General features: G+C 73.8%; 15 protein-coding genes. 7 read left to right on the top strand and 8 right to left on the bottom strand.

Features of this window, described 5'->3' with window-relative positions:
* Positions 1 to 24: 24 nt before the first annotated feature.
* From GA0070608_RS04735 to GA0070608_RS04725, 3 genes are read right to left on the bottom strand one after another with little or no spacing between them, the layout of a single operon-like run.
* Positions 25 to 1,476: a DUF4350 domain-containing protein gene (locus tag GA0070608_RS04735; RefSeq protein ID WP_245715695.1), complete on the bottom strand. Its 1,452-nt coding sequence runs from the start codon at positions 1,474 to 1,476 to the stop codon at positions 25 to 27.
* Complete coding sequence (locus tag GA0070608_RS04730) at positions 1,473 to 2,051, bottom strand: DUF4129 domain-containing protein (protein WP_091622289.1); 579 nt, start codon at positions 2,049 to 2,051, stop codon at positions 1,473 to 1,475. The genes GA0070608_RS04735 and GA0070608_RS04730 overlap by 4 nt, the downstream gene beginning before the upstream one ends.
* The gene (locus GA0070608_RS04725; RefSeq protein ID WP_091622286.1) at positions 2,048 to 2,890 is read right to left on the bottom strand and encodes a hypothetical protein; all 843 of its coding nucleotides are present in this window, start codon (positions 2,888 to 2,890) and stop codon (positions 2,048 to 2,050) included. The genes GA0070608_RS04730 and GA0070608_RS04725 overlap by 4 nt, the downstream gene beginning before the upstream one ends.
* Before the next feature lie 200 nt (positions 2,891 to 3,090).
* Here GA0070608_RS04725 and mtrA point away from each other — a divergent pair, with 200 nt between their 5' ends.
* The 5 genes from mtrA (at position 3,091) to hpf (ending at position 8,964) form a co-directional block, all read left to right on the top strand.
* Positions 3,091 to 3,780, top strand: a complete 690-nt coding sequence (gene mtrA / locus GA0070608_RS04720) for an MtrAB system response regulator MtrA (protein WP_089001893.1) — start codon at positions 3,091 to 3,093, stop codon at positions 3,778 to 3,780.
* Positions 3,781 to 3,792: 12 nt separating this feature from the next.
* Positions 3,793 to 5,580 carry an MtrAB system histidine kinase MtrB gene (mtrB, locus tag GA0070608_RS04715; protein ID WP_176733642.1) on the top strand — a complete coding sequence of 596 codons (1,788 nt, stop codon included), beginning with the start codon at positions 3,793 to 3,795 and terminating at the stop codon, positions 5,578 to 5,580.
* Positions 5,577 to 7,370 carry an LpqB family beta-propeller domain-containing protein gene (locus GA0070608_RS04710; protein WP_091622283.1) on the top strand — a complete coding sequence of 598 codons (1,794 nt, stop codon included), beginning with the start codon at positions 5,577 to 5,579 and terminating at the stop codon, positions 7,368 to 7,370. Before mtrB ends, GA0070608_RS04710 begins: the two co-directional genes overlap by 4 nt.
* 47 nt (positions 7,371 to 7,417) lie before the next feature.
* A complete protein-coding gene (locus tag GA0070608_RS04705) occupies positions 7,418 to 8,077 on the top strand; it encodes a ComF family protein (RefSeq protein WP_091634280.1) in 660 nt (219 codons plus the stop codon).
* A gap of 248 nt (positions 8,078 to 8,325) precedes the next feature.
* Positions 8,326 to 8,964, top strand: a complete 639-nt coding sequence (gene hpf, locus GA0070608_RS04700) for a ribosome hibernation-promoting factor, HPF/YfiA family (protein ID WP_091622279.1) — start codon at positions 8,326 to 8,328, stop codon at positions 8,962 to 8,964.
* A 157-nt stretch (positions 8,965 to 9,121) separates the two neighbouring features.
* On the opposite strand, the gene GA0070608_RS04695 is transcribed toward hpf, so the two are convergent.
* On the bottom strand, positions 9,122 to 10,231 hold the full coding sequence (locus GA0070608_RS04695) for a GNAT family N-acetyltransferase (RefSeq protein WP_091622276.1): 1,110 nt from the start codon (positions 10,229 to 10,231) through the stop codon (positions 9,122 to 9,124).
* Positions 10,228 to 11,391: a GNAT family N-acetyltransferase gene (locus tag GA0070608_RS04690; protein WP_245715694.1), complete on the bottom strand. Its 1,164-nt coding sequence runs from the start codon at positions 11,389 to 11,391 to the stop codon at positions 10,228 to 10,230. Before GA0070608_RS04690 ends, GA0070608_RS04695 begins: the two co-directional genes overlap by 4 nt.
* Positions 11,392 to 11,551: 160 nt before the next feature.
* Between GA0070608_RS04690 and secA the strand changes: the two genes are divergently transcribed.
* Entirely contained in the window at positions 11,552 to 14,473 is a 2,922-nt protein-coding gene (gene secA, locus GA0070608_RS04685; protein ID WP_091622270.1) for a preprotein translocase subunit SecA, read from the top strand.
* A 71-nt stretch (positions 14,474 to 14,544) separates the two neighbouring features.
* Here secA and GA0070608_RS04680 read toward each other — a convergent pair whose 3' ends face one another.
* Positions 14,545 to 15,141 carry an Rv3235 family protein gene (locus GA0070608_RS04680; protein WP_091622266.1) on the bottom strand — a complete coding sequence of 199 codons (597 nt, stop codon included), beginning with the start codon at positions 15,139 to 15,141 and terminating at the stop codon, positions 14,545 to 14,547.
* Positions 15,142 to 15,245: 104 nt separating this feature from the next.
* Positions 15,246 to 15,473, bottom strand: coding sequence for a helix-turn-helix transcriptional regulator (locus GA0070608_RS04675; protein ID WP_091622263.1), 228 nt, complete (start codon positions 15,471 to 15,473; stop codon positions 15,246 to 15,248).
* A 205-nt stretch (positions 15,474 to 15,678) separates the two neighbouring features.
* On the opposite strand from GA0070608_RS04675, the gene GA0070608_RS04670 reads away from it, so the two are divergent.
* A complete protein-coding gene (locus GA0070608_RS04670) occupies positions 15,679 to 16,188 on the top strand; it encodes a DUF6912 family protein (protein ID WP_091622259.1) in 510 nt (169 codons plus the stop codon).
* A 102-nt stretch (positions 16,189 to 16,290) separates the two neighbouring features.
* On the opposite strand, the gene GA0070608_RS04665 is transcribed toward GA0070608_RS04670, so the two are convergent.
* Positions 16,291 to 17,385: a hypothetical protein gene (locus GA0070608_RS04665; protein ID WP_091622256.1), complete on the bottom strand. Its 1,095-nt coding sequence runs from the start codon at positions 17,383 to 17,385 to the stop codon at positions 16,291 to 16,293.
* Positions 17,386 to 17,485 lie beyond the last annotated feature (100 nt).

The following is a 17,485-nucleotide window of genomic DNA, read 5'->3' as shown; positions in this document are numbered from 1 at the left end:
GCTCGGCGGTTCCGGCGGGTCGGGTCACCGGGGGTCTCCTTCGGCTCGGTGCGGTTGCGGTGCGGCTGGCGGCGGCCCGTCGGTGGCGGGTGGTGCGACGGTGCGGGTCAGCCGGTCCAGCGCGCGGGCCAGGTCCAGCAGGTCCTGGTCGGTCTCGGGCTCGGCGCCGTGCAGCACCTCGTCGGTCCACCCGGGGTCGTCGCCGGTGCGGGCGGCGACCGCGGCGGCCACGTCGGTCGGTGGCGCGGTCGGTGGCAGGTGCAGCCGGGGCGTCAGGCGGTCCAGGGCGGCGGTGCGCAGCGTACGGGCGACCGAGTCCCGGGCGCCGGCCCTCTGGTAGAGCCGGGCCCGGCCGAGCACCGTCTCCGCCGAGCGGACCGTGACGGGCAGCGGTTCCGGCGTCGGTGGGCCGAGCCGGCGGGCCCGCCAGAGCGCGGCCAGCAGGGCGGCCACGGCGAGCTGGGCCAGCAACGCCCACAGCCAGCTGGGGAAGGCCGACCAGAGCGGGTTCGGCGGGTCGGACCCGCCGGCCTGGGAGTCGCCCTCATCCTCGCCGTCGCTCTCGCCGCCAGGGCTCCCGTCGTCGGCGTTCCCGCCCGGGCGGCCGGGGTTGCCGTCGCCGGTGCCGCTGCCCGGTCCGCCGTTCCCGGTGGAGCCGCCCGGCGTGGGCGACCAGGACGGGCTGCCGCTGCTGCCGTTGCCGAAGGTCGGCGGGGGTTCAGGCCCGTCCAGGTCGAGCCACACCACCCGGCCGGAGCCGCCGAGCAGCGCGGTGGCGAACGCCCGGTTGTCCCACTCGTCGATCCGGTCGTTGCGGAACGGATCGCTGGCGCCCACCAGCACCGTGCTCTCGGGGAACCGGGGCAGCAGGGCGAGCCCGTCGGCGAAGCAGAACCGGTCGGGCGCCGACCCGCCCGGGGCGACCGCGTAGCGTTGCAGCCCGACCGCCACCCGGCCGAGCTGGCGCAGCTCGGGCAACGGGCAGGGCAGGCCCCGCGCGTCCGGCCCCACCGCCTGCGCGGCCCACCGCCGGCCGGCCGGCTCCATCGGCAGCCCGACCGCCGCCAGCACCCGGCGCGGCGGGTCCACCAGCACCAGCCTGGTGGCCGAGGGCAGCGAGTCCAACGCGCCGACCGTGTCCGGGTGCAGCAGCGCCGGCGCCGGTACGAAGAGGGTGGCCGCCGGGCTGCGGGCGGCCAGCAACGCGCGCAGCGTGTCCGTCTCCCGCTGCACGGTGACGCCCCGTTCGCGCAGCGCGTCGGCGAGCCGGCTGCCGCCGTCGTCCCCGGTCGCGACCGGAGAGAGGAACCCCCGGTCGCCGGGGTCGGGCTGGTCGACCGCGTGGGTGACCAGGGTGGTGGTCAGCAGCAGTGCGGCCAGGCCCAGCGGGATCAGCAGCCGGTGTCGGCGGCGCCGTCGCCGTCCGGTGACGTCCGCCCGCCGAACCGGCGGGGCCGTGGTGACCTGTGCGCTCATGGGCGTGGCCCGTCCTCGGGTCGGCCGGTCAGCACCCGGTCCAGGTCGGCGGCGTGCTCCCGCATCCGGCGGTCGTGCTCGACGGAGGCGGGGCGCTGGCCGTACCAGAGCTCGGAGAAGATCGCCCCGGCGGCGGTCAGCGGCGGGCCGACCTGCGGCTGGGTGTCCGTCGCGGCCCGCACCAGTTCGACGACGGTCATGCCGGGCCGCGGCTGCACCACCCGGCGGGCGGTCAGCTCCCTGACCATCGCGCGCAGCCGCTCCCGGACGGCTTCGGCGTACCGGCCCTCGGCGGCGAACCGGTCCGCGAGGGAGACGTACGCGGCGGCCGGCAGCTCCGGCTCCGGCTCGCGGGGATCGGGTACGGCCGGCGTGCCGCCCGGCGGCGGGCTCTTCCGGCTGCGTCGGCGCAGTCGGGTCAGTCGGGGCAGCCGCCGGGGGATCCAGGCCGGGAACGTGTACCAGCCGGCCGCGACCAGCACCGCGGCGAGCACCAGCAGCAGCGCGACCAGGGGCAGTGGCACCTGGTCGCCGAGCGCGGCCGTGGTCTCGGTCCACCACCGGCTGAAACTCATCGCCCGGCCGCCAGTAGGACGGTCTCCGGCGCGCCCGCCCGGGCCCGGGAGAGCCGGATGTCCAGTCCCTCGGTACGCATCCGGGTCTCCAGGTGCAGCACCGCGTCCAGGCAGGCCAGGGCCGGGTAGGCGACGCTGTTCACGCCCGCCCAGACCGCCAGCGACAGCCACCCGGCCCAGGCCCGGTCGACCAGGTCGAACGAGTCCAGCCCGAGGTAGACGCCGATGCCCAGGCCGAGGCGGACGATCCACCAGACCAGGTAGCCGAGCAGCCGGATCCAGGTGGCCCGGCCGCCGGCCCGGAGGGCCAGCACGGCAGCGCGCAGCGGGGCGCGCAGCGGGTGTACCCGGTCGACGACCAGCGCTGGCGCCACCGCACCGAGCAGGCCGAAGCCGACGAGCCACACCGGCCCGAACAGCGCGAACCCGCACATCACCGCGCCGACCAGGGCGGCGAGCAGCGCGGTGGCGCCCCAGCGGGCGCCGGCCGGGCGGAGCAGCTCCCGGAGGCCGGCCGCGCGGCCGAACAGCGCGGCCCCGGCGGCCCGGGCGGCCGGATTGCCGAGCAGCAGGATGATCACCGCCTCGATCGCCGCGCCAACCGCCAGCAGCAGCCAGTACGCGCCGAACCGCCCGAATTCCAGGAACCAGACGGGCGGTGTCGTGCCGGCGGCGAGCCGCAGCGGGTACAGCAGGAGTTGCTCTGCCACGGCCAGCACGAGGGCGACCGGTATCAGCACCCGGGCCTGGCCGCGCAGCAGCAGGACCGCGGAGTCCAGCAGCTCGCCGACCGTGAGGGGGCGGCGCGGGAGCACGGCGATCGGGCCGGCGTCGGGCACGCGTACTCCTGGGGACGGGCGGCGGTGGCGCGTGGCGGCGCACCCGGGGATCATGGTGACACGCCCGCTCCAATCGGGTGGACCCGCACGTCGGGGCGGCGACGCCGGGCACCGGTTGCTGGGCGGCGACGTCCCACGGCAGTACCGTGCCGGGTGACGCGGATCCCACAGATACTGAAGGGGATGGAAACATTAACCCCATGAGAGCCCGGGTACTGGTGGTCGACGACGACCCTGCGCTTGCCGAGATGCTCGGCATCGTCCTGCGCAGTGAGGGGTTCCTGCCCTCCTTCGTCGCCGACGGGGAGCGGGCGCTGGCCGCGTTCCGCGAGAACCGCCCCGACATCGTCCTGCTCGACCTCATGCTCCCGGGCATGAGCGGCATCGACGTGGCGCGGTCGATCCGGGCCGAGTCGGGCGTGCCGATCGTCATGCTGACCGCCAAGAGCGACACCGTCGACGTGGTCCTCGGCCTGGAGTCCGGGGCCGACGACTACGTGGTCAAGCCGTTCAAGCCCAAGGAGTTGGTCGCCCGGATGCGGGCGCGGCTGCGTCGCGGCGAGGACGTCGCCCCCGAGATGCTGACCATCGGGCCGCCCGGCAACCAGATCACCATCGACGTGCCGGCGCACACCGTCAGCCGCAACGGCGAGGAGGTGAAGCTGACGCCGCTGGAGTTCGACCTGCTGGTCGCGCTCGCCCGCAAGCCGCGCCAGGTCTTCACCCGCGAGGTGCTGCTGGAGCAGGTCTGGGGCTACCGGCACGCGGCGGACACCCGGCTGGTCAACGTGCACGTGCAGCGGCTGAGGGCCAAGATCGAGCCGGATCCGGAACGGCCGGAAATCATCCTCACCGTGCGGGGCGTGGGCTACAAGGCGGGCACCGGATAGCCTGGTCACACTGTGGCCACCTCCCCGATCCCGGACCCCCCGCCGGCCGCCGCGCGCCGGCGGGTCGCCGTGCGGGAGTTGTGGCGTGGCGTGAGCGGGCGGGTGGCGGGCCTGCTCGCCAGGCTGCGCCAGGCCTGGCGGCGGTCGCTCCAGCTGCGGGTGGTGACCATCACACTGGTCGCGTCCAGCCTGCTGGTGGGCGGCTTCGCCTACCTGATCGCCGACAAGATCACCGGCATCCTGGTGGAGAACGCCGAGACCGACGTACGGGTGCGGCTGGACAGCGGCGTGGCGTACGCGGTGAAGCAGTTCGGCCTCTACAACCAGCCGCAGGAGGGGCAGTTCCAGGCGACCGTCGACGGCACGGTCAACTACCTCGCCGGCGGCGACCCGCAGCAGACCACCGGCGTGATCGTGGCGCTCACCGCCGACAGCCACACCGGCGTCATCCAGCCCCGGTCCTCGCCCGCGGTCAACTTCCGGCCGCTGATCAGCCGTGAGCTGCGCGCCACGGTTGCCGGGGGCAAGGTCGCCAGCCAGATCCGCACCGGCCGGCTGGGCGAGGAACGCACGAAGTACCTGGTCTACGGCTCGCCCGTGCCCACCAAGTTCGGTCAGGTGGAGCTCTACTACCTCGTGCCGCTGACCCGGCAGGACACCACGGCCGCCGACGCCCGCGCGACGGTGGTCGCCACCGGGGCGGCCCTGGTGCTCCTGCTCGCCCTGCTCGCCGGCCTGGTCACCCGGCTGGTGGTGACCCCGGTGCGGGTGGCCGCCCGCACCGCCCAGCGGCTCTCCGCCGGCCTGCTCGACCAGCGGATGGTGGTCAACGGCGAGGACGACCTCGCCCTGCTCGCGGCGTCGTTCAACCAGATGGCGACCAACCTGCAACGGCAGATCCTGCGGCTGGAGGAGATGTCCCGGCTGCAACGCCGCTTCACCTCCGACGTCTCGCACGAGCTGCGCACCCCGCTGACCACGGTCCGGATGGCCGCCGACCTGATCTTCGCCGAGCGGGACGAGTTCGACCCGGCGGTGGCGCGCAGCGCGGAGCTGCTCCAGGCCGAGCTGGACCGCTTCGAGGAACTGCTGACCGACCTGCTGGAGATCAGCCGCTTCGACGCCGGTTTCGCCATGCTGGATTCCGAGCCGACCGACCTGGTGCCGATCGTGCACCGGGTGGCCGACCGGCTGTCCTGCCTCGCCGAGCGCGTCGGGGTGGCAATCGAGCTGGACGTCCCCGGCACGCCGGTGATCGCCGAGGTGGATCCCCGGCGGGTGGAGCGGGTGTTGCGCAACCTGGTCGGCAACGCCGTCGAGCACGGTGAGGCCAAGCCGGTGCTGATCACCCTGGGGGTGGACGACACAGCGGTGGCTGTCACCGTCCGCGACCACGGGGTGGGGCTCAAGCCGGGCGAGGAGAAGCTGGTGTTCAACCGCTTCTGGCGGGCCGACCCGTCCAGGGCGCGGCAGACCGGCGGCACCGGGCTCGGGCTGTCGATCAGCCTGGAGGACGCCCGGCTGCACGGCGGCTGGCTGGAGGCCTGGGGCGCGCCCGGGCAGGGTGCCCAGTTCCGGCTCACCCTGCCCTCCCGGGCCGGCGACCGGTTGACGACCTCGCCGCTGCGGCTGGTCCCGGCGGATGCCGCGCTGCCCTTCGGCGGCCCCCGGGCAGGTGGGCTGTTGTCCATCGGGCCCGGCAGCGGGGGTGCGCTCGCGATCGGCCCGGGCACCGACGGCGCGCTGGTCGTGGGCCCGGGGCGGCCGGGCAACGCGGGACACGCGGAGGTGGGATCGTGAGGTGTCGGCTGCTCGCCGGCCTGCTCGGCGGCGCACTGCTGCTGGGCGGCGTGGTCGGCTGCGGCATCCCGGAGAACACCGAGGTCCGGGTGGACGGGCCGGGGCCGGCGGCGGAGGGCGGCTCGACCAGCGGCAGCCGGCGCGAGCCCCCGAGCCGGAGCGCGAGCGGCACCGATGCGGAGCAGTTCGTGAAGAACTTCCTCTCCGCTGCGGCCGGCGAGCCGGACCGGTCCTACCAGCGGGTCCGGCAGTTCATCACGCCGACCGACCGCGACCGCCTCCAGGTGAAGCAGGGCAGCGAGGTCGCGCTGGCCGTCGTCCGGCTCACCGAGGATCCGGTGATCGTCGACGCCCCGGACCGGACCGAGGTCACCCTCAACGTGCAGCAGGTCGGGCAGTTGCGTACCGACGGCACGCTGGCCCCGCCGGAGACGAGCACCACGACGTACACGTTCGAGCTGCGCAGCCAGCCCGGGCAGGAGGGCCGGACGGACGGGGGGCTGTACGTGGCGAACCCGCCGACCGCGCTGCTGCTCAGCGTCGAGGCGCTGGGGACGTACTACCAGAGCCGGACGATCTACTTCTGGAACAACGACCGCACCAGGCTCGTCCCCGACCAGCGCTACCTGCCCCTCGCCGTGCCGGAAGAGCGGCTGGTGAGCGAGGTGGTCAGGTGGCTGACCGCCGGCCCCTCGGCCTGGCTCAACACCGGGGTCAGCCGGTTGCCGGACGGCACCCGCCTGATCAACAACGCCACCCGGACGGACGGCCGCTGGGAGGTCGACCTGGAGATGCCGGAGGGCAAGGCCCAGCTGGAGCAGTTCGGCACGCAGCTGGCCTGGTCGCTGCCGGACCTGGACGGGCCGCTCGAGATCAAGATCCGCAACCAGTCCCAGGAGTTCATCCCGGACCTGGAACGCCGCCGCCAGGATCGCCCGGTGCACCAGCTCACGGAGACCCCCCAGCGGTTCTGCGTCTACGAGGGCGCCGTCCACCCGCTGGCCTACGCCGGCGAGCCGAGCGGTCCGGTGCCCCTGGACGCCAAGGCGAACCGGAACGTGGTGTCGGCCGGGCTCAGCCGCGCCAACGACCAGATCCTGGCGGCGCTGGTGGTCACCGACGCCGACCGCCAGCGGCTCTCTGTCGGCACCGGCATCGATTCGGTGACCGTGTTCGCCCGCAGCGCCAAGAGCTACGCCGCCATGGGCCGGCCGGTCTGGCTGCGCTCGACGTACCGGGGGCAGCAGCCGGCCGGGCTGGTGGTCGCCGACGGCAGCCTGCACCGCTTCGACGCGCAGGCCCAGCTCACTCCGGTGCCGCTGGGCGTCCCGGGCGCGGTGACGGCGGTGGCGGCCTCGCTGGACGGTCACCGGATCGCCGTCATCGCCGGGGGCGCGCTCTACGTCGCCGCTCTCAGCCCCGACGGCGCGGGGGTGGCCCCGGGCCCGGCCCGCCGGCTGCACACCCGGCTGACCAGCCTGTCGGCCGTCGACTGGTACGGCGAGAACACCCTGCTCCTCGGGGGCGCGGTCGGCCGCCCGGCGGTGTACGAGGTCAGCGTGGACGGGGCCCTGGAGAGCCCGCTGGAGGACAAGATCGGCGCCCAGGTGACCCACCTCGCCGCGTACCCGGCGAACCTGGGGCGTCTCGGCGCTGCGATGTACGAGGCGAACGGGGTGGCGTACCGCAGCGGCCCGTTCGAGCGGATCCAGCCCGAGCAGGTGCAGGAGGTCCCGTCGTCGACCGGGGCGCGCGCCGGCAACCCGACCGCCCCCTTCTTCCTCTACTGATCTCCGTGCGGGACCTCGGCGGGCTCTGGGCGGACCTCACCGACCTGGTGCTGCCCGTGGAGTGCGCCGGCTGCCGGGAACGCCGGCCGGGGCTGCGGCACGGCGTCTGCCCGGAGTGCGTGGCGGCGCTGGGCGCGCTGCGGCCCCGGGCGGTACGTCCCACCCCGGCCCCGCCCGACCTGCCGCCCTGCGTCGCCCTCGGCCCGTATGCCGGCCCGCTTCGGGAGGCGCTGCTGGCGTACAAGGACCACGGCCGGCACGGGCTGGCCCGGCCACTGGGGGCGCTGCTCGCCGAGGTCGTGGCGGCGGCGGTGGGGCCGGCGCGCCCGGTGACGCTGGTGCCGGTGCCGGACACCGCGGCGGCGGCCCGTGCCCGGTACGGCGACCACCTCGGCCGGCTGACCCGGCACTGCGCGGACCGGCTGCGTCGGGCGGGCTGGTCGGTGCGGGTCCGGCGACCGTTGCGGGCCCTGCCCCGGCCCGACTCGGTGACGTTGGACAGTGCCGGTCGGGCGGCGGCGGCCGAGTCCGCCTTCCGGGTCCACCCGCGGGTCCCGTCCGCGCCCGACGGGGCGGTGGTGGTGCTCGACGACATCCTGACCACCGGGGCCACTCTCGCTGCGGTGGGGCGGGCGCTGACCGCGAGCGGGCTGTCACCGACGGTTGCCGCGGTGCTCGCCGCGACCGAGAAACGGCACCGGTCGTAACCGTCCGTGTTTCCGTTTCACCCTTTGGTGTATGAGGTGTGAAAAATTGTTGACCGTCGCGGCGACCGGGGGTGACTGTCGGGCGAACAGGAGTTAGCGTTTTCCTGTCGGGGGTAGGAGGTCTCTCATCCGCTCCCGGCGGTGGAAGGAGGCGTAGCCGCAGTGACCGGTCGGCGCCGAGTGGGACCTCCCCCAGGGGTGCGCGACCGGGTGCCGGAACGAACGACCGTCCGATCTAGGGAGGTCACATGGACATCGTGGTCAAGGGCCGTAACGTCGAAGTGCCGGATCACTACCGGGTGCACGTGGCGGAGAAACTCGCAAAGGTCGAACGCTACGACCATAAACTTATTCGTGTCGATGTAGAGCTTTTTCACGAGCGCAATCCACGCCAGGCGGACCACTGCCAGCGCGTGGAAATCACCTGCGTTTCCCGTGGCCCGGTGATCCGGGCGGAGGCCTGCACGAACGACTTCTACAGCGCGCTCGACGCGGCCATCGCCAAGCTGGACACCCGGTTGCGCCGGGCGGCCGACCGCCGCCGCGTACACCGGGGCCGACACGCGCCGCTCTCGGTCGCCGCCGCCACCGCCGGCCTGCCGGTCGTCGGCCTCGACGGGCCGCTGGGCGCGTCCGGCGACGGCGCCTCCTCCGGCACGGCCACCGCCGTCGCCGAACGGGTCGAGGAGGAGGAACACGACCAGCCCTGGCACATCGCGCGGGAGAAGGTGCACCCCGCCGAGCCGATGACCGTCGACGACGCCCTGTTCCAGATGGAACTCGTCGGCCACGACTTCTACCTGTTCCAGGACAAGGAGTCCGGCCGCCCGAGCGTCGTCTACCGTCGGCACGCCTACGACTACGGAATCATCTCCCTCGACGCCTGATCCTCCGGAGCCGTGGTGGCGGCCCTCGCCGCCACCACGGCCGATCGGAGTTCGACCCGGGGTCCGTCGGGACGTTCGACCCAAGGGCCGTCGGGTACCCCGGGCCGGGGCCGTCGCGCCGCGTGGGGGCGTGCCCGCGCAGGTTCCGCGCGGGCTGTCAGCGGAGTTCGTCGGGGAGCAGTCCGAAGACCAGGTCGTCGAGCCGGGTGCCGGCCAGGCCCGGCAGCCGGCCGCGCAGCAGGCCCTCCCGGCGGAATCCGACCCGTTCCAGCACCCGGTGCGAGGCGGTGTTGTCGGGCACGGTGCCGGCGACCAGCCGGGCGAGCCCGGCCGGGCCGAACGCCCAGCCGGCCAGGAGCCGTACCGCCCTGGTGGCCAGCCCGCGTCCCCGCTGGTCGGGCAGGAGCGCGTAGCCGACCGATCCCTCGCCGGCCTCCGGGTCGGAGATGCTGAGCCCGCAACTGCCCGCCGGCTCGCCGGTGACCGCGTCGAGGATCAGCAGGCGGGCGATGGTGCCGGCGAGCCACGCGCTCTCGGCCACCAGGCAGCGCCGTTCGATGGCCGCCCGGGTCGGCGGCACCGGCGGGGCCTGGTTCGCCACCACCTCCGGCCGGCTGTGCAGGCGGTACATCAGGTCGACGTCGTCCGGGCCGAGCGGGCGCAGGGTCACCACGCCGTCGGTGAGCCGCCCGTCGGGCAGGTCCGGCAGGAGCCGGCCGACGGGCCCGGGCGGGTCGTCGGCGAGTCGTACCCACGCGAGCAGGTCCGCCCGGCCGCCGCCGCGCAGCTGGCCGGCCGCCCGGCGTACCCCCTCGTGCCGGAAGCCGGCGGCGAGCGCCACCCGCTGGCTGGCCGGGTTCTCGGCGTGGGTCATCAGTTCCAGCCGGTCGATACCGTGCCGGAGCACGGAGTCGGCCAGGGCCCGCGTCGCGGCGGTGGCGATCCCGCGCCGCCGCGCCCACGGCGCGACCCAGTAGCCCACCTCCGCCTGCCGGCGCGGCGCCACCACCTGGCCGAGGCCCGCGCCGCCGACCAGCCGGTCGGTGGTCCGGTCGGCGATGGCGTACGCGGCCCCGCCGCCGGCCCAGGCCGCCGGGGCGCCCTCGGTGATCCACCATTGGGCGTCGGCCTCGGTGTACGGCTGCGGCATGCCGGGGTTGAACCGCAGGTTGAGCGGGTCGGCGCAGCCGGCGGCCAGGTCGGCGGCGTCGGTGGGGCGGAACTGTCGCAGCCGCACCCCGTCGGCCTCGATCACCTCGGGCGTCACGCCAGGTCCCCGGCGAGCAGCGCGCCGACCCAGGCGTCCACCCGTTCGCCCCGGTGGGTGAGCCCGCCCCGGGCGGTGCCCTCGACCGTGAAACCGGCCTTCTCGGCGACCCGGCGGGAGGCGGTGTTGCCGACGTTGGCCCTCCACTCGATCCGGGTCAGGCCCAGCGTGGTGAAGCCCCAGGCGCTCAGCGCGGTCAGCGCGGCCGTCAGGTGGCCGCGCCCCCGGGCCTCGGGAGCGGCCATGAAGCCGACGTCGCCCAGCAGTGGGTCGGCGGAGGAGAGCCGCAGGTCGATCGTGCCGACGTACCGGTCGTCGACGTCGGCGACCACGAAGCAGGCGCTGGTGCCGCCGGCCCAGGTGCTCCGGCCGAAGCCCAGGTACGACTCGGCGTCCGTCCGCCCGTACGGGTCGGGCACGGTGGTCCACCGGATGGTCTCCGGGTCCCGGCAGGTGTCGACGATCGCGTCGAGGTCGCGCTCCTCCATCGGGCGCAGCCGCAGCTCGGTGCCGCCGGCGGTGGCGAAGAGAACGGGCTGGGACCCGCCGAAGACGGCGGCACGACGGGCCTCCAGGGTCCCCGGCCCGGCCGGCCCGGCCTCCCCGGCGGCGGGCACCTCGCCGGGGAGCAGCGAGCCGATCCAGCCTGCCGCGCTGCCGCCGGGAGCGGGGTCGGCGAGTCGCAGCCGGCCCTCGACGCGGAAGCCCGCCCGGAGCGCGACCAGGCGGGAGGCGTGGTTGCCCACCTCGGCCTGCCAGATCACCCGGCGCAGTTCCAGCGCGTCGAAGGCCCAGCGGGCGACGGCCCGGGTGGCCCGGACGCCCACGCCCGTGCCGCGGGCCCAGGGCGCGGTCCAGTAGCCGATTTCGCCGGAGCGCAGGCCGGTGTCGATCGAAACCAGGCCGCAGGAGCCGAGCAGCTCGCCGGTGGTGGCGTCGCAGACCGCGAAGGGTGCCCCGGTGCCCGCCGCCCAGTCCGCCGGGGCCGTCTCGGTCACGAACCCGTGCGCGTGTTCGGGCAGGTACGGGCGCGGTACGGTGGTCCAGCGCTGAATGTCCGGGTCCTGGCAGGCCCGGTGCACAGCGTCGGCGTCGGTCGCCCGCCAGGGCCGCAGCAACAGGCCGTCTTCGGTGATCTCCACTTGTTCCACCCGAGCCATCGTGCCGGACCGTTCGCGGACGGCGTAACCAGATTTTGGCGGGGCGGCGCGAGTCGAGCGTGTTATGTCGGTTTCGCCGGCTCGGAGGGCCGCCACCAGTGACCATCGCGCCGATGGAGCGCCTACGATGGTTCGAGACTGTCTAGGGGAGCGTTGATCCGTGTCGATTCTGGAAAAGGTCCTCCGCGCGGGCGAGGGCCGTATGGTGCGCCGGCTGAAGGCCATCGCCGCCGCCGTCAACTCGATCGAGGACGACTACGTCAACCTCACCGATGACGAGCTGGGCGGCATGACCGAGCAGTTCAAGGAACGGCTCGCTGACGGCGAGACGCTCGACGACCTGCTGCCGGAGGCCTTCGCGGTGTGCCGGGAGGCGGCCGCCCGGGTGCTCGGCCAGCGTCCGTACGACGTTCAGGTGATGGGCGGCGCGGCGCTGCACTTCGGCAACATCGCCGAGATGAAGACCGGTGAGGGCAAGACCCTGACCTCGGTCATGCCGGTCTACCTCAACGCGCTCTCCGGCGAGGGCGTGCACGTCATCACCGTCAACGACTACCTGGCCCAGCGGGACGCCGCCTGGATGGGGCAGGTGCACGAGTTCCTCGGCCTCACCGTCGGCGTGGTGCTGCCCAACCGGCCGGCCACCGAGCACCGGGCCGCCTACGAGTGCGACATCACCTACGGCACCAACAACGAGTTCGGCTTCGACTACCTGCGCGACAACATGGCGTGGTCGAGGGACGAGCTGGTCCAGCGCGGCCACAACTTCGCCGTGGTCGACGAGGTCGACTCGATCCTGATCGACGAGGCCCGCACCCCGCTGATCATCTCCGGCCCGGCCGAGCACTCCGCCCGCTGGTACGGCGAGTTCGCGGGCGTGGTGGCCCGGCTCCAGTCCGGCAAGGACGGCGAGGGCGACTACGAGGTCGACTACGCCAAGCGGACGATCGCGGTCACCGAGCGCGGCGTGGCCAAGGTCGAGGACCGGCTGGGCATCGACAACCTCTACGAGTCGGTCAACACCCCGCTGGTGGGCTACCTCAACAACGCCATCAAGGCCAAGGAGCTCTACAAGCGCGACAAGGACTACATCGTCAGCGACGGCGAGGTCCTGATCGTCGACGAGTTCACCGGCCGCATCCTGCACGGCCGCCGCTACAACGAGGGCATGCACCAGGCGATCGAGGCCAAGGAGGGGGTGGAGATCAAGCAGGAGAACCAGACGCTGGCCACCATCACCCTCCAGAACTACTTCCGCCTCTACGACAAGCTCTCCGGCATGACCGGCACCGCCCAGACCGAGGCGGGCGAGTTCAACAAGGTCTACAAGGTCGGCGTGGTGACCATCCCGACCCACCGGCCGATGGTCCGGCAGGACCGGCCGGACGTCATCTACAAGACCGAGAAGGCCAAGTTCAACGCCGTGGTGGAGGACATCGCCGAGCGGCACGCGATGGGTCAACCGGTGCTCGTCGGCACGGTCTCGGTGGAGAATTCCGAGATCATCTCCCAGCTGCTGCGCCGGCGTGGCATCCCGCACTCCGTGCTGAACGCCAAGTTCCACGCCCGCGAGGCCGAGATCGTCGCCCAGGCCGGGCGGAAGGGCGCCGTCACCGTCGCCACCAACATGGCCGGTCGTGGCACGGACATCCTGCTCGGCGGCAACGCCGAGTTCCTCGCCGCCAACGAGCTGCGCCAGCGGGGCCTCGACCCGATCGAGCAGGAAGAGGAGTACGCCAAGGCGATGGAGGAGGTCCTGCCCCAGTGGAAGCAGGCCTGCGACACCGAGGCGGAGGAGGTCGCCGGCGCCGGTGGCCTCTACGTGCTGGGCACCGAGCGGCACGAGTCCCGCCGCATCGACAACCAGCTGCGCGGTCGGTCCGGTCGGCAGGGTGACCCGGGCGAGTCCCGCTTCTACCTCTCGCTCCAGGACGAGCTGATGAAGCGCTTCCGCTCCGGCGCGGTCGAGGCGGTCATGGAGCGCTTCAACATCCCGGAGGACGTGCCCATCGAATCGAAGATGGTCACCAAGCAGATCAAGAGCGCGCAGGCCCAGATCGAGGGCCAGAACGCCGAGATCCGCAAGAACGTCCTCAAGTACGACGAGGTCATGAACAAGCAGCGCCAGGTGGTCTACGCCGAGCGCCTGCGGGTGCTCAACGGCGAGGACCTCTCCGACCAGGTCCGCAACATGATCGACGACGTCGTCGACGCGTACGTGCGGGGGGCCACCTCCGACGGCTACGGCGAGGACTGGGAGCTGGAGCAGCTCTGGACCAACCTCAAGCAGCTCTACCCGGTGGGCGTGACGATCGAGGAGCTGGAGGAGGAGGCCGGCGGCTCACGGGCCGGCATGGATGCGGACTTCCTGCTCTCCCGCCTCAAGGATGACGCGAACGCCGCGTACGACCGGCGCGAGGAGCAGCTCGGCGAGGAGGGCGTCCGCCAGCTCGAGCGGATGGTCCTGCTCCAGGTCATCGACCGCAAGTGGCGCGAGCACCTCTACGAGATGGACTACCTCCAGGAGGGCATCAGCCTGCGGGCGTACGCCCAGCGCGACCCGGTGGTGGAATACCAGCGCGAGGGTTTCGACATGTTCGCCACCATGATGGACGGCATCAAGGAGGAGACGGTCGGCTTCCTCTACAACCTCGAGGTCCAGGTCAACGAGCCGGAGCCCGAGGCCGAGGAGGTCCAGCTGCTCGACAAGCCGGTCGAGATCCGAGCCAAGGGTCTGGGTCGGGCGCCGCAGCAGCAGGGTCTGCAATACTCCGCGCCGACCATCGACGGCGAGGCGGGTGCCGGCGCGGTGGCCGTCGAGCGCCCCGAGGAGCAGGCACCGGCGCTGGGTATCGGTCGCTCGGTCCCGGCCGCGCCGGCCGCGCCGGGTACGACCGCCCCGGCCGCGCCGCAGCGCCCGGCGAGCGGTCTGCGCGGCCCGGGGGTCCCGGGCGGCAACGTTCGGCGGCCGGCATCGGGGCAGGCGGAGGCCGGCAACGGCCCGTCCCGCAACGCGCCGTGCCCGTGCGGGTCCGGCCGGAAGTACAAGCGGTGCCACGGATCGCCCAACGGCGGCGCGTGACCAGTAGTTGAGCGGGCGCGCCCGCCGGAGCAGTCGAGCCGTGGCCCCTCGGGGCGCGGCTCGATTCCGTCTCAGAGGACCTGGAGGGCCGTGCAGAGCCAGCTGCCCCGGCGGTGCTCCAGGCGCAGCGCCATCGCCCAGGTGCGCCCGCCCGTGCCGGCGAGCACTGCGGCCACCTCGACGGCGGCGGCGCGTGGCTCGCAGACCCGCAGCCGACGCAGCCGTACGACTGGCCGGGTCGACCGGCGGCGGACCGCCCCGGAGCGGGCGGTGGCACGGGCGAGCTCAGGCAGCAGCCCGGCCGCCCGGGCCGGGTCGAGCAGCGGCCTGAGCTGCCCGGGCGGGCGGTAGCCGTTGAGCACCTCCAGGCAGGTGGAGACGAAGCGGTGCGCGGCCCGGGTCGCCTCCGGCGTCGCGGTCACGAGTGCTTCCGGGGGTAGCCCGGTGGCGGGGCGGCGACCGGGTCCGGTCGGCACCGGCCCCTGCCGTCGGCCGGGCGGCCGGTCGGCCTCGCGTCGGGTCGGCTCGAACAGGTCGAGGGCGAGCTGAGCGTGGCCCGGGGCCGGCCAGTGGGCGGCGTCGTCGTCGGTGAACGGCGGCTCGAACGAGGGGGCGGGACGCAGCCGGACGGGAGGCCGCGCCGGCCCGGGACGGCGGGGGTCGGTCATCCGAGAACCTCCCAGAAGGTTGCGTTTGCCTTCGTTTGCTTCCGACAGGCTTCATTCTCGGGCATGGCAGAGCTCTCGGTCAATGCCTGTGCGGATCGGTGCGGTTACTCCGGGTCGCGGTCGGCCAGGGGGTTGCTCCGCACCCACTCGGCCGTCTCGGCGTACTTGCGGTCGATGTATTCCTCCAGCCGGCCGCGTTCCACGCGCCACTGGCCGCGCCCGCCGATCTTGATCGCGGGCAGTTCGCCGCTGCGCACCATGTGGTAGACCTGCGAGTCCGACACGTTCAGCTCGGTGGCCACGTCGGAGAGCAGCAGGAACCTCGGCTCCACGAAAACCCCCGGGGTTGGCGTCGTTTGGCTCAGTTTGCCACCGACCGCCGACGTACGCCCAGCCGCCGGGGCGCGACCTGCGGCGACACACCCCCGGGATGCTTCCACCTCAGAAGGTGCGCGGTGTATGACGGTCACGGCGTAGGGCATGATCTGCCGGGACCGGCGGAGGCCGGCGCAAGGACCTGAGCGGGGGAGACGACCGGTGACCGAGGAGCTTGTCCGGGTGTACGTGCCGGCGACCGTCCCGATGCTGACCCTCCTGCGCGGCCCCGGGCTGCCGGTGGCCGCCGCGCACGCGGTGACCCCCATGCTGCGGGAGTGGTACGCGGAGGGCGACGAGGAGGAGCTGGAGTACGTCGCCTTCACCCGGGCCGCCCAGGACGCGTTGCAACTGCTCCGGGCCGACTCCGACGCGCCGCGCCGCCGGGTCGTCGTCTCGGTGGACCTGCCCGCGTCGGCGGTGGGCCGGGGCGACGGGGAGCTGGGCTCCAGTGCGGTCGAGCTGAGCGCCCCCGTGCCGGTCGGTGCCGTCGCGGCGGTCCATCTGGACGGCACCGACGCGGTCGAGGACGTCGCCGCCGCGGCGGAGGTGGTCAGCGAGGCCCTGGCCGGCGACCCGGACGCGCAGTTCACGGTCGACGGTGCCGAGGACCACGAGCTGGAGTGGTACGACGTCACCGAGCTGGACCTGCTGCTCCGCGCCACGCCCTGACCTGCCGCTGGCGCCCCCTGCCGGCGGTGGTTGCGGTACCCGCCGCAGGCGTCGTCTGCCCCTGACGGCGCTGTCTGCTCCTGACGGCGGGTGGCGTCCAGGTCAGCGGGTGGGGGTGGTCTCGACCGGCTCGTCGTCGTCGGCGTGGGCCGGCCCCAGGGTGCGGCCGAAGGCGATCATCGCGGTCAGCGCGCCGACGAAGAGCACCCAGATGCCGTTGTCGATCCGGGAGGTGCCCAGCGAGGTCTGGGCAACCGCGTCCGCCTCGCTCAGCGCCCCGGCCAGGTCGAGCAGGGACCGCCCGCCGACCCGGATGATCACTTCGGCGAGGAGCAGCAGCAGTCCCGGTCCGGCCCCGGCCAGCAGGTAGGTGGGCCAGCGCGGCGCGGGCGTCGCAGCGTCGTGCCGGGCGGCCCGACGGCGGGCCAGGGCCAGGTACCCGAAGGCCAGCAGCCCGGCCACCAGGCCGGCGAGCAGCGACTCGGTGCGGGACACCCACTTCGCGGCGCTGAGCAGCGACTCCTGGCCGTCACCGCCGCCGAAGAGGTCGAAGAGCGGGTCACGGGCCTGGCTGAAGGCCACCACGAAGATCAGCGTGCCGAGGGCGGCGGCCAGCACCGCCCCGACCACGGGCCCGCTACGGGCGCCGGCGATGGCCCCGCCGATGGTCGCCGCGGCGGCGGTGGTGCCGGCGATCACGTTGGTGGTCGCGTTGTCGGCGTACGTCAGATTGATCGCGAACGCGGCGGCGAGCCCGACGAGCAGCCCGGTGCCGATCGCCGCCACGAAGCGCAGGGTGACCCGCTCACTGCCCCGTCGGGCGAGCAGGTCGACGCCGAAGAGGGCGAAAGCGGCGCCGGAGACCAGCGCGGCCGAGATCACCCCCGGCAGGGCGAACGCGGAGAGGCTGATGGCGGTGAGCCCGGCTGCCGCCGAACTGATCACCTCGCGGGTGGACCAGAGCATCGCGGCCAGCCACCCGAGCGCCAGGATCGCGAGGACCGGCGCCCCGGGCGCGAGCGCCGGAGCCACCCCGCCGTACGCGTCGGTCGAGGTCCCGGCGTCGGCCTTCCCAGTTGTGCCCGCTGCCTCGGCAATGGCGTCGACGCTCGTGTCCTCCCGCCGGGCGGTCGCGTCGCCGGCCGGCGTCGACCGGTCCGACTCCGCGGCTGCGGAGCTGCCGGGCTGCTTGGTCATCGGATTCCTTCCGCGGATACTTCGGCCTTCAGGCCGGAGAGGAAACGGAACTCCTGCGGAGCAGGGCAGGAAAAGCCGATCCGCCGGCAAGGCGGATAGG

This window comes from Micromonospora peucetia (assembly GCF_900091625.1).
GTDB lineage: Bacteria > Actinomycetota > Actinomycetes > Mycobacteriales > Micromonosporaceae > Micromonospora > Micromonospora peucetia.
Note: the sequence above shows the minus strand (reverse complement) of the source record. Positions and strands in the feature narration are given on the sequence as shown.

Bases quoted from the DNA above. Each gene is read 5' to 3' on its own strand.
- GA0070608_RS04730 (WP_091622289.1), bottom strand. From the start codon at position 2,051: ATGAGTTTCAGCCGGTGGTGGACCGAGACCACGGCCGCGCTCGGCGAC.
- mtrA (WP_089001893.1), top strand. From the start codon at position 3,091: ATGAGAGCCCGGGTACTGGTGGTCGACGACGACCCTGCGCTTGCCGAG.
- GA0070608_RS04735 (WP_245715695.1), bottom strand. From the start codon at position 1,476: ATGAGCGCACAGGTCACCACGGCCCCGCCGGTTCGGCGGGCGGACGTC.
- hpf (WP_091622279.1), top strand. From the start codon at position 8,326: ATGGACATCGTGGTCAAGGGCCGTAACGTCGAAGTGCCGGATCACTAC.
- GA0070608_RS04680 (WP_091622266.1), bottom strand. From the start codon at position 15,141: ATGACCGACCCCCGCCGTCCCGGGCCGGCGCGGCCTCCCGTCCGGCTG.
- GA0070608_RS04690 (WP_245715694.1), bottom strand. From the start codon at position 11,391: ATGGCTCGGGTGGAACAAGTGGAGATCACCGAAGACGGCCTGTTGCTG.
- GA0070608_RS04665 (WP_091622256.1), bottom strand. From the start codon at position 17,385: ATGACCAAGCAGCCCGGCAGCTCCGCAGCCGCGGAGTCGGACCGGTCG.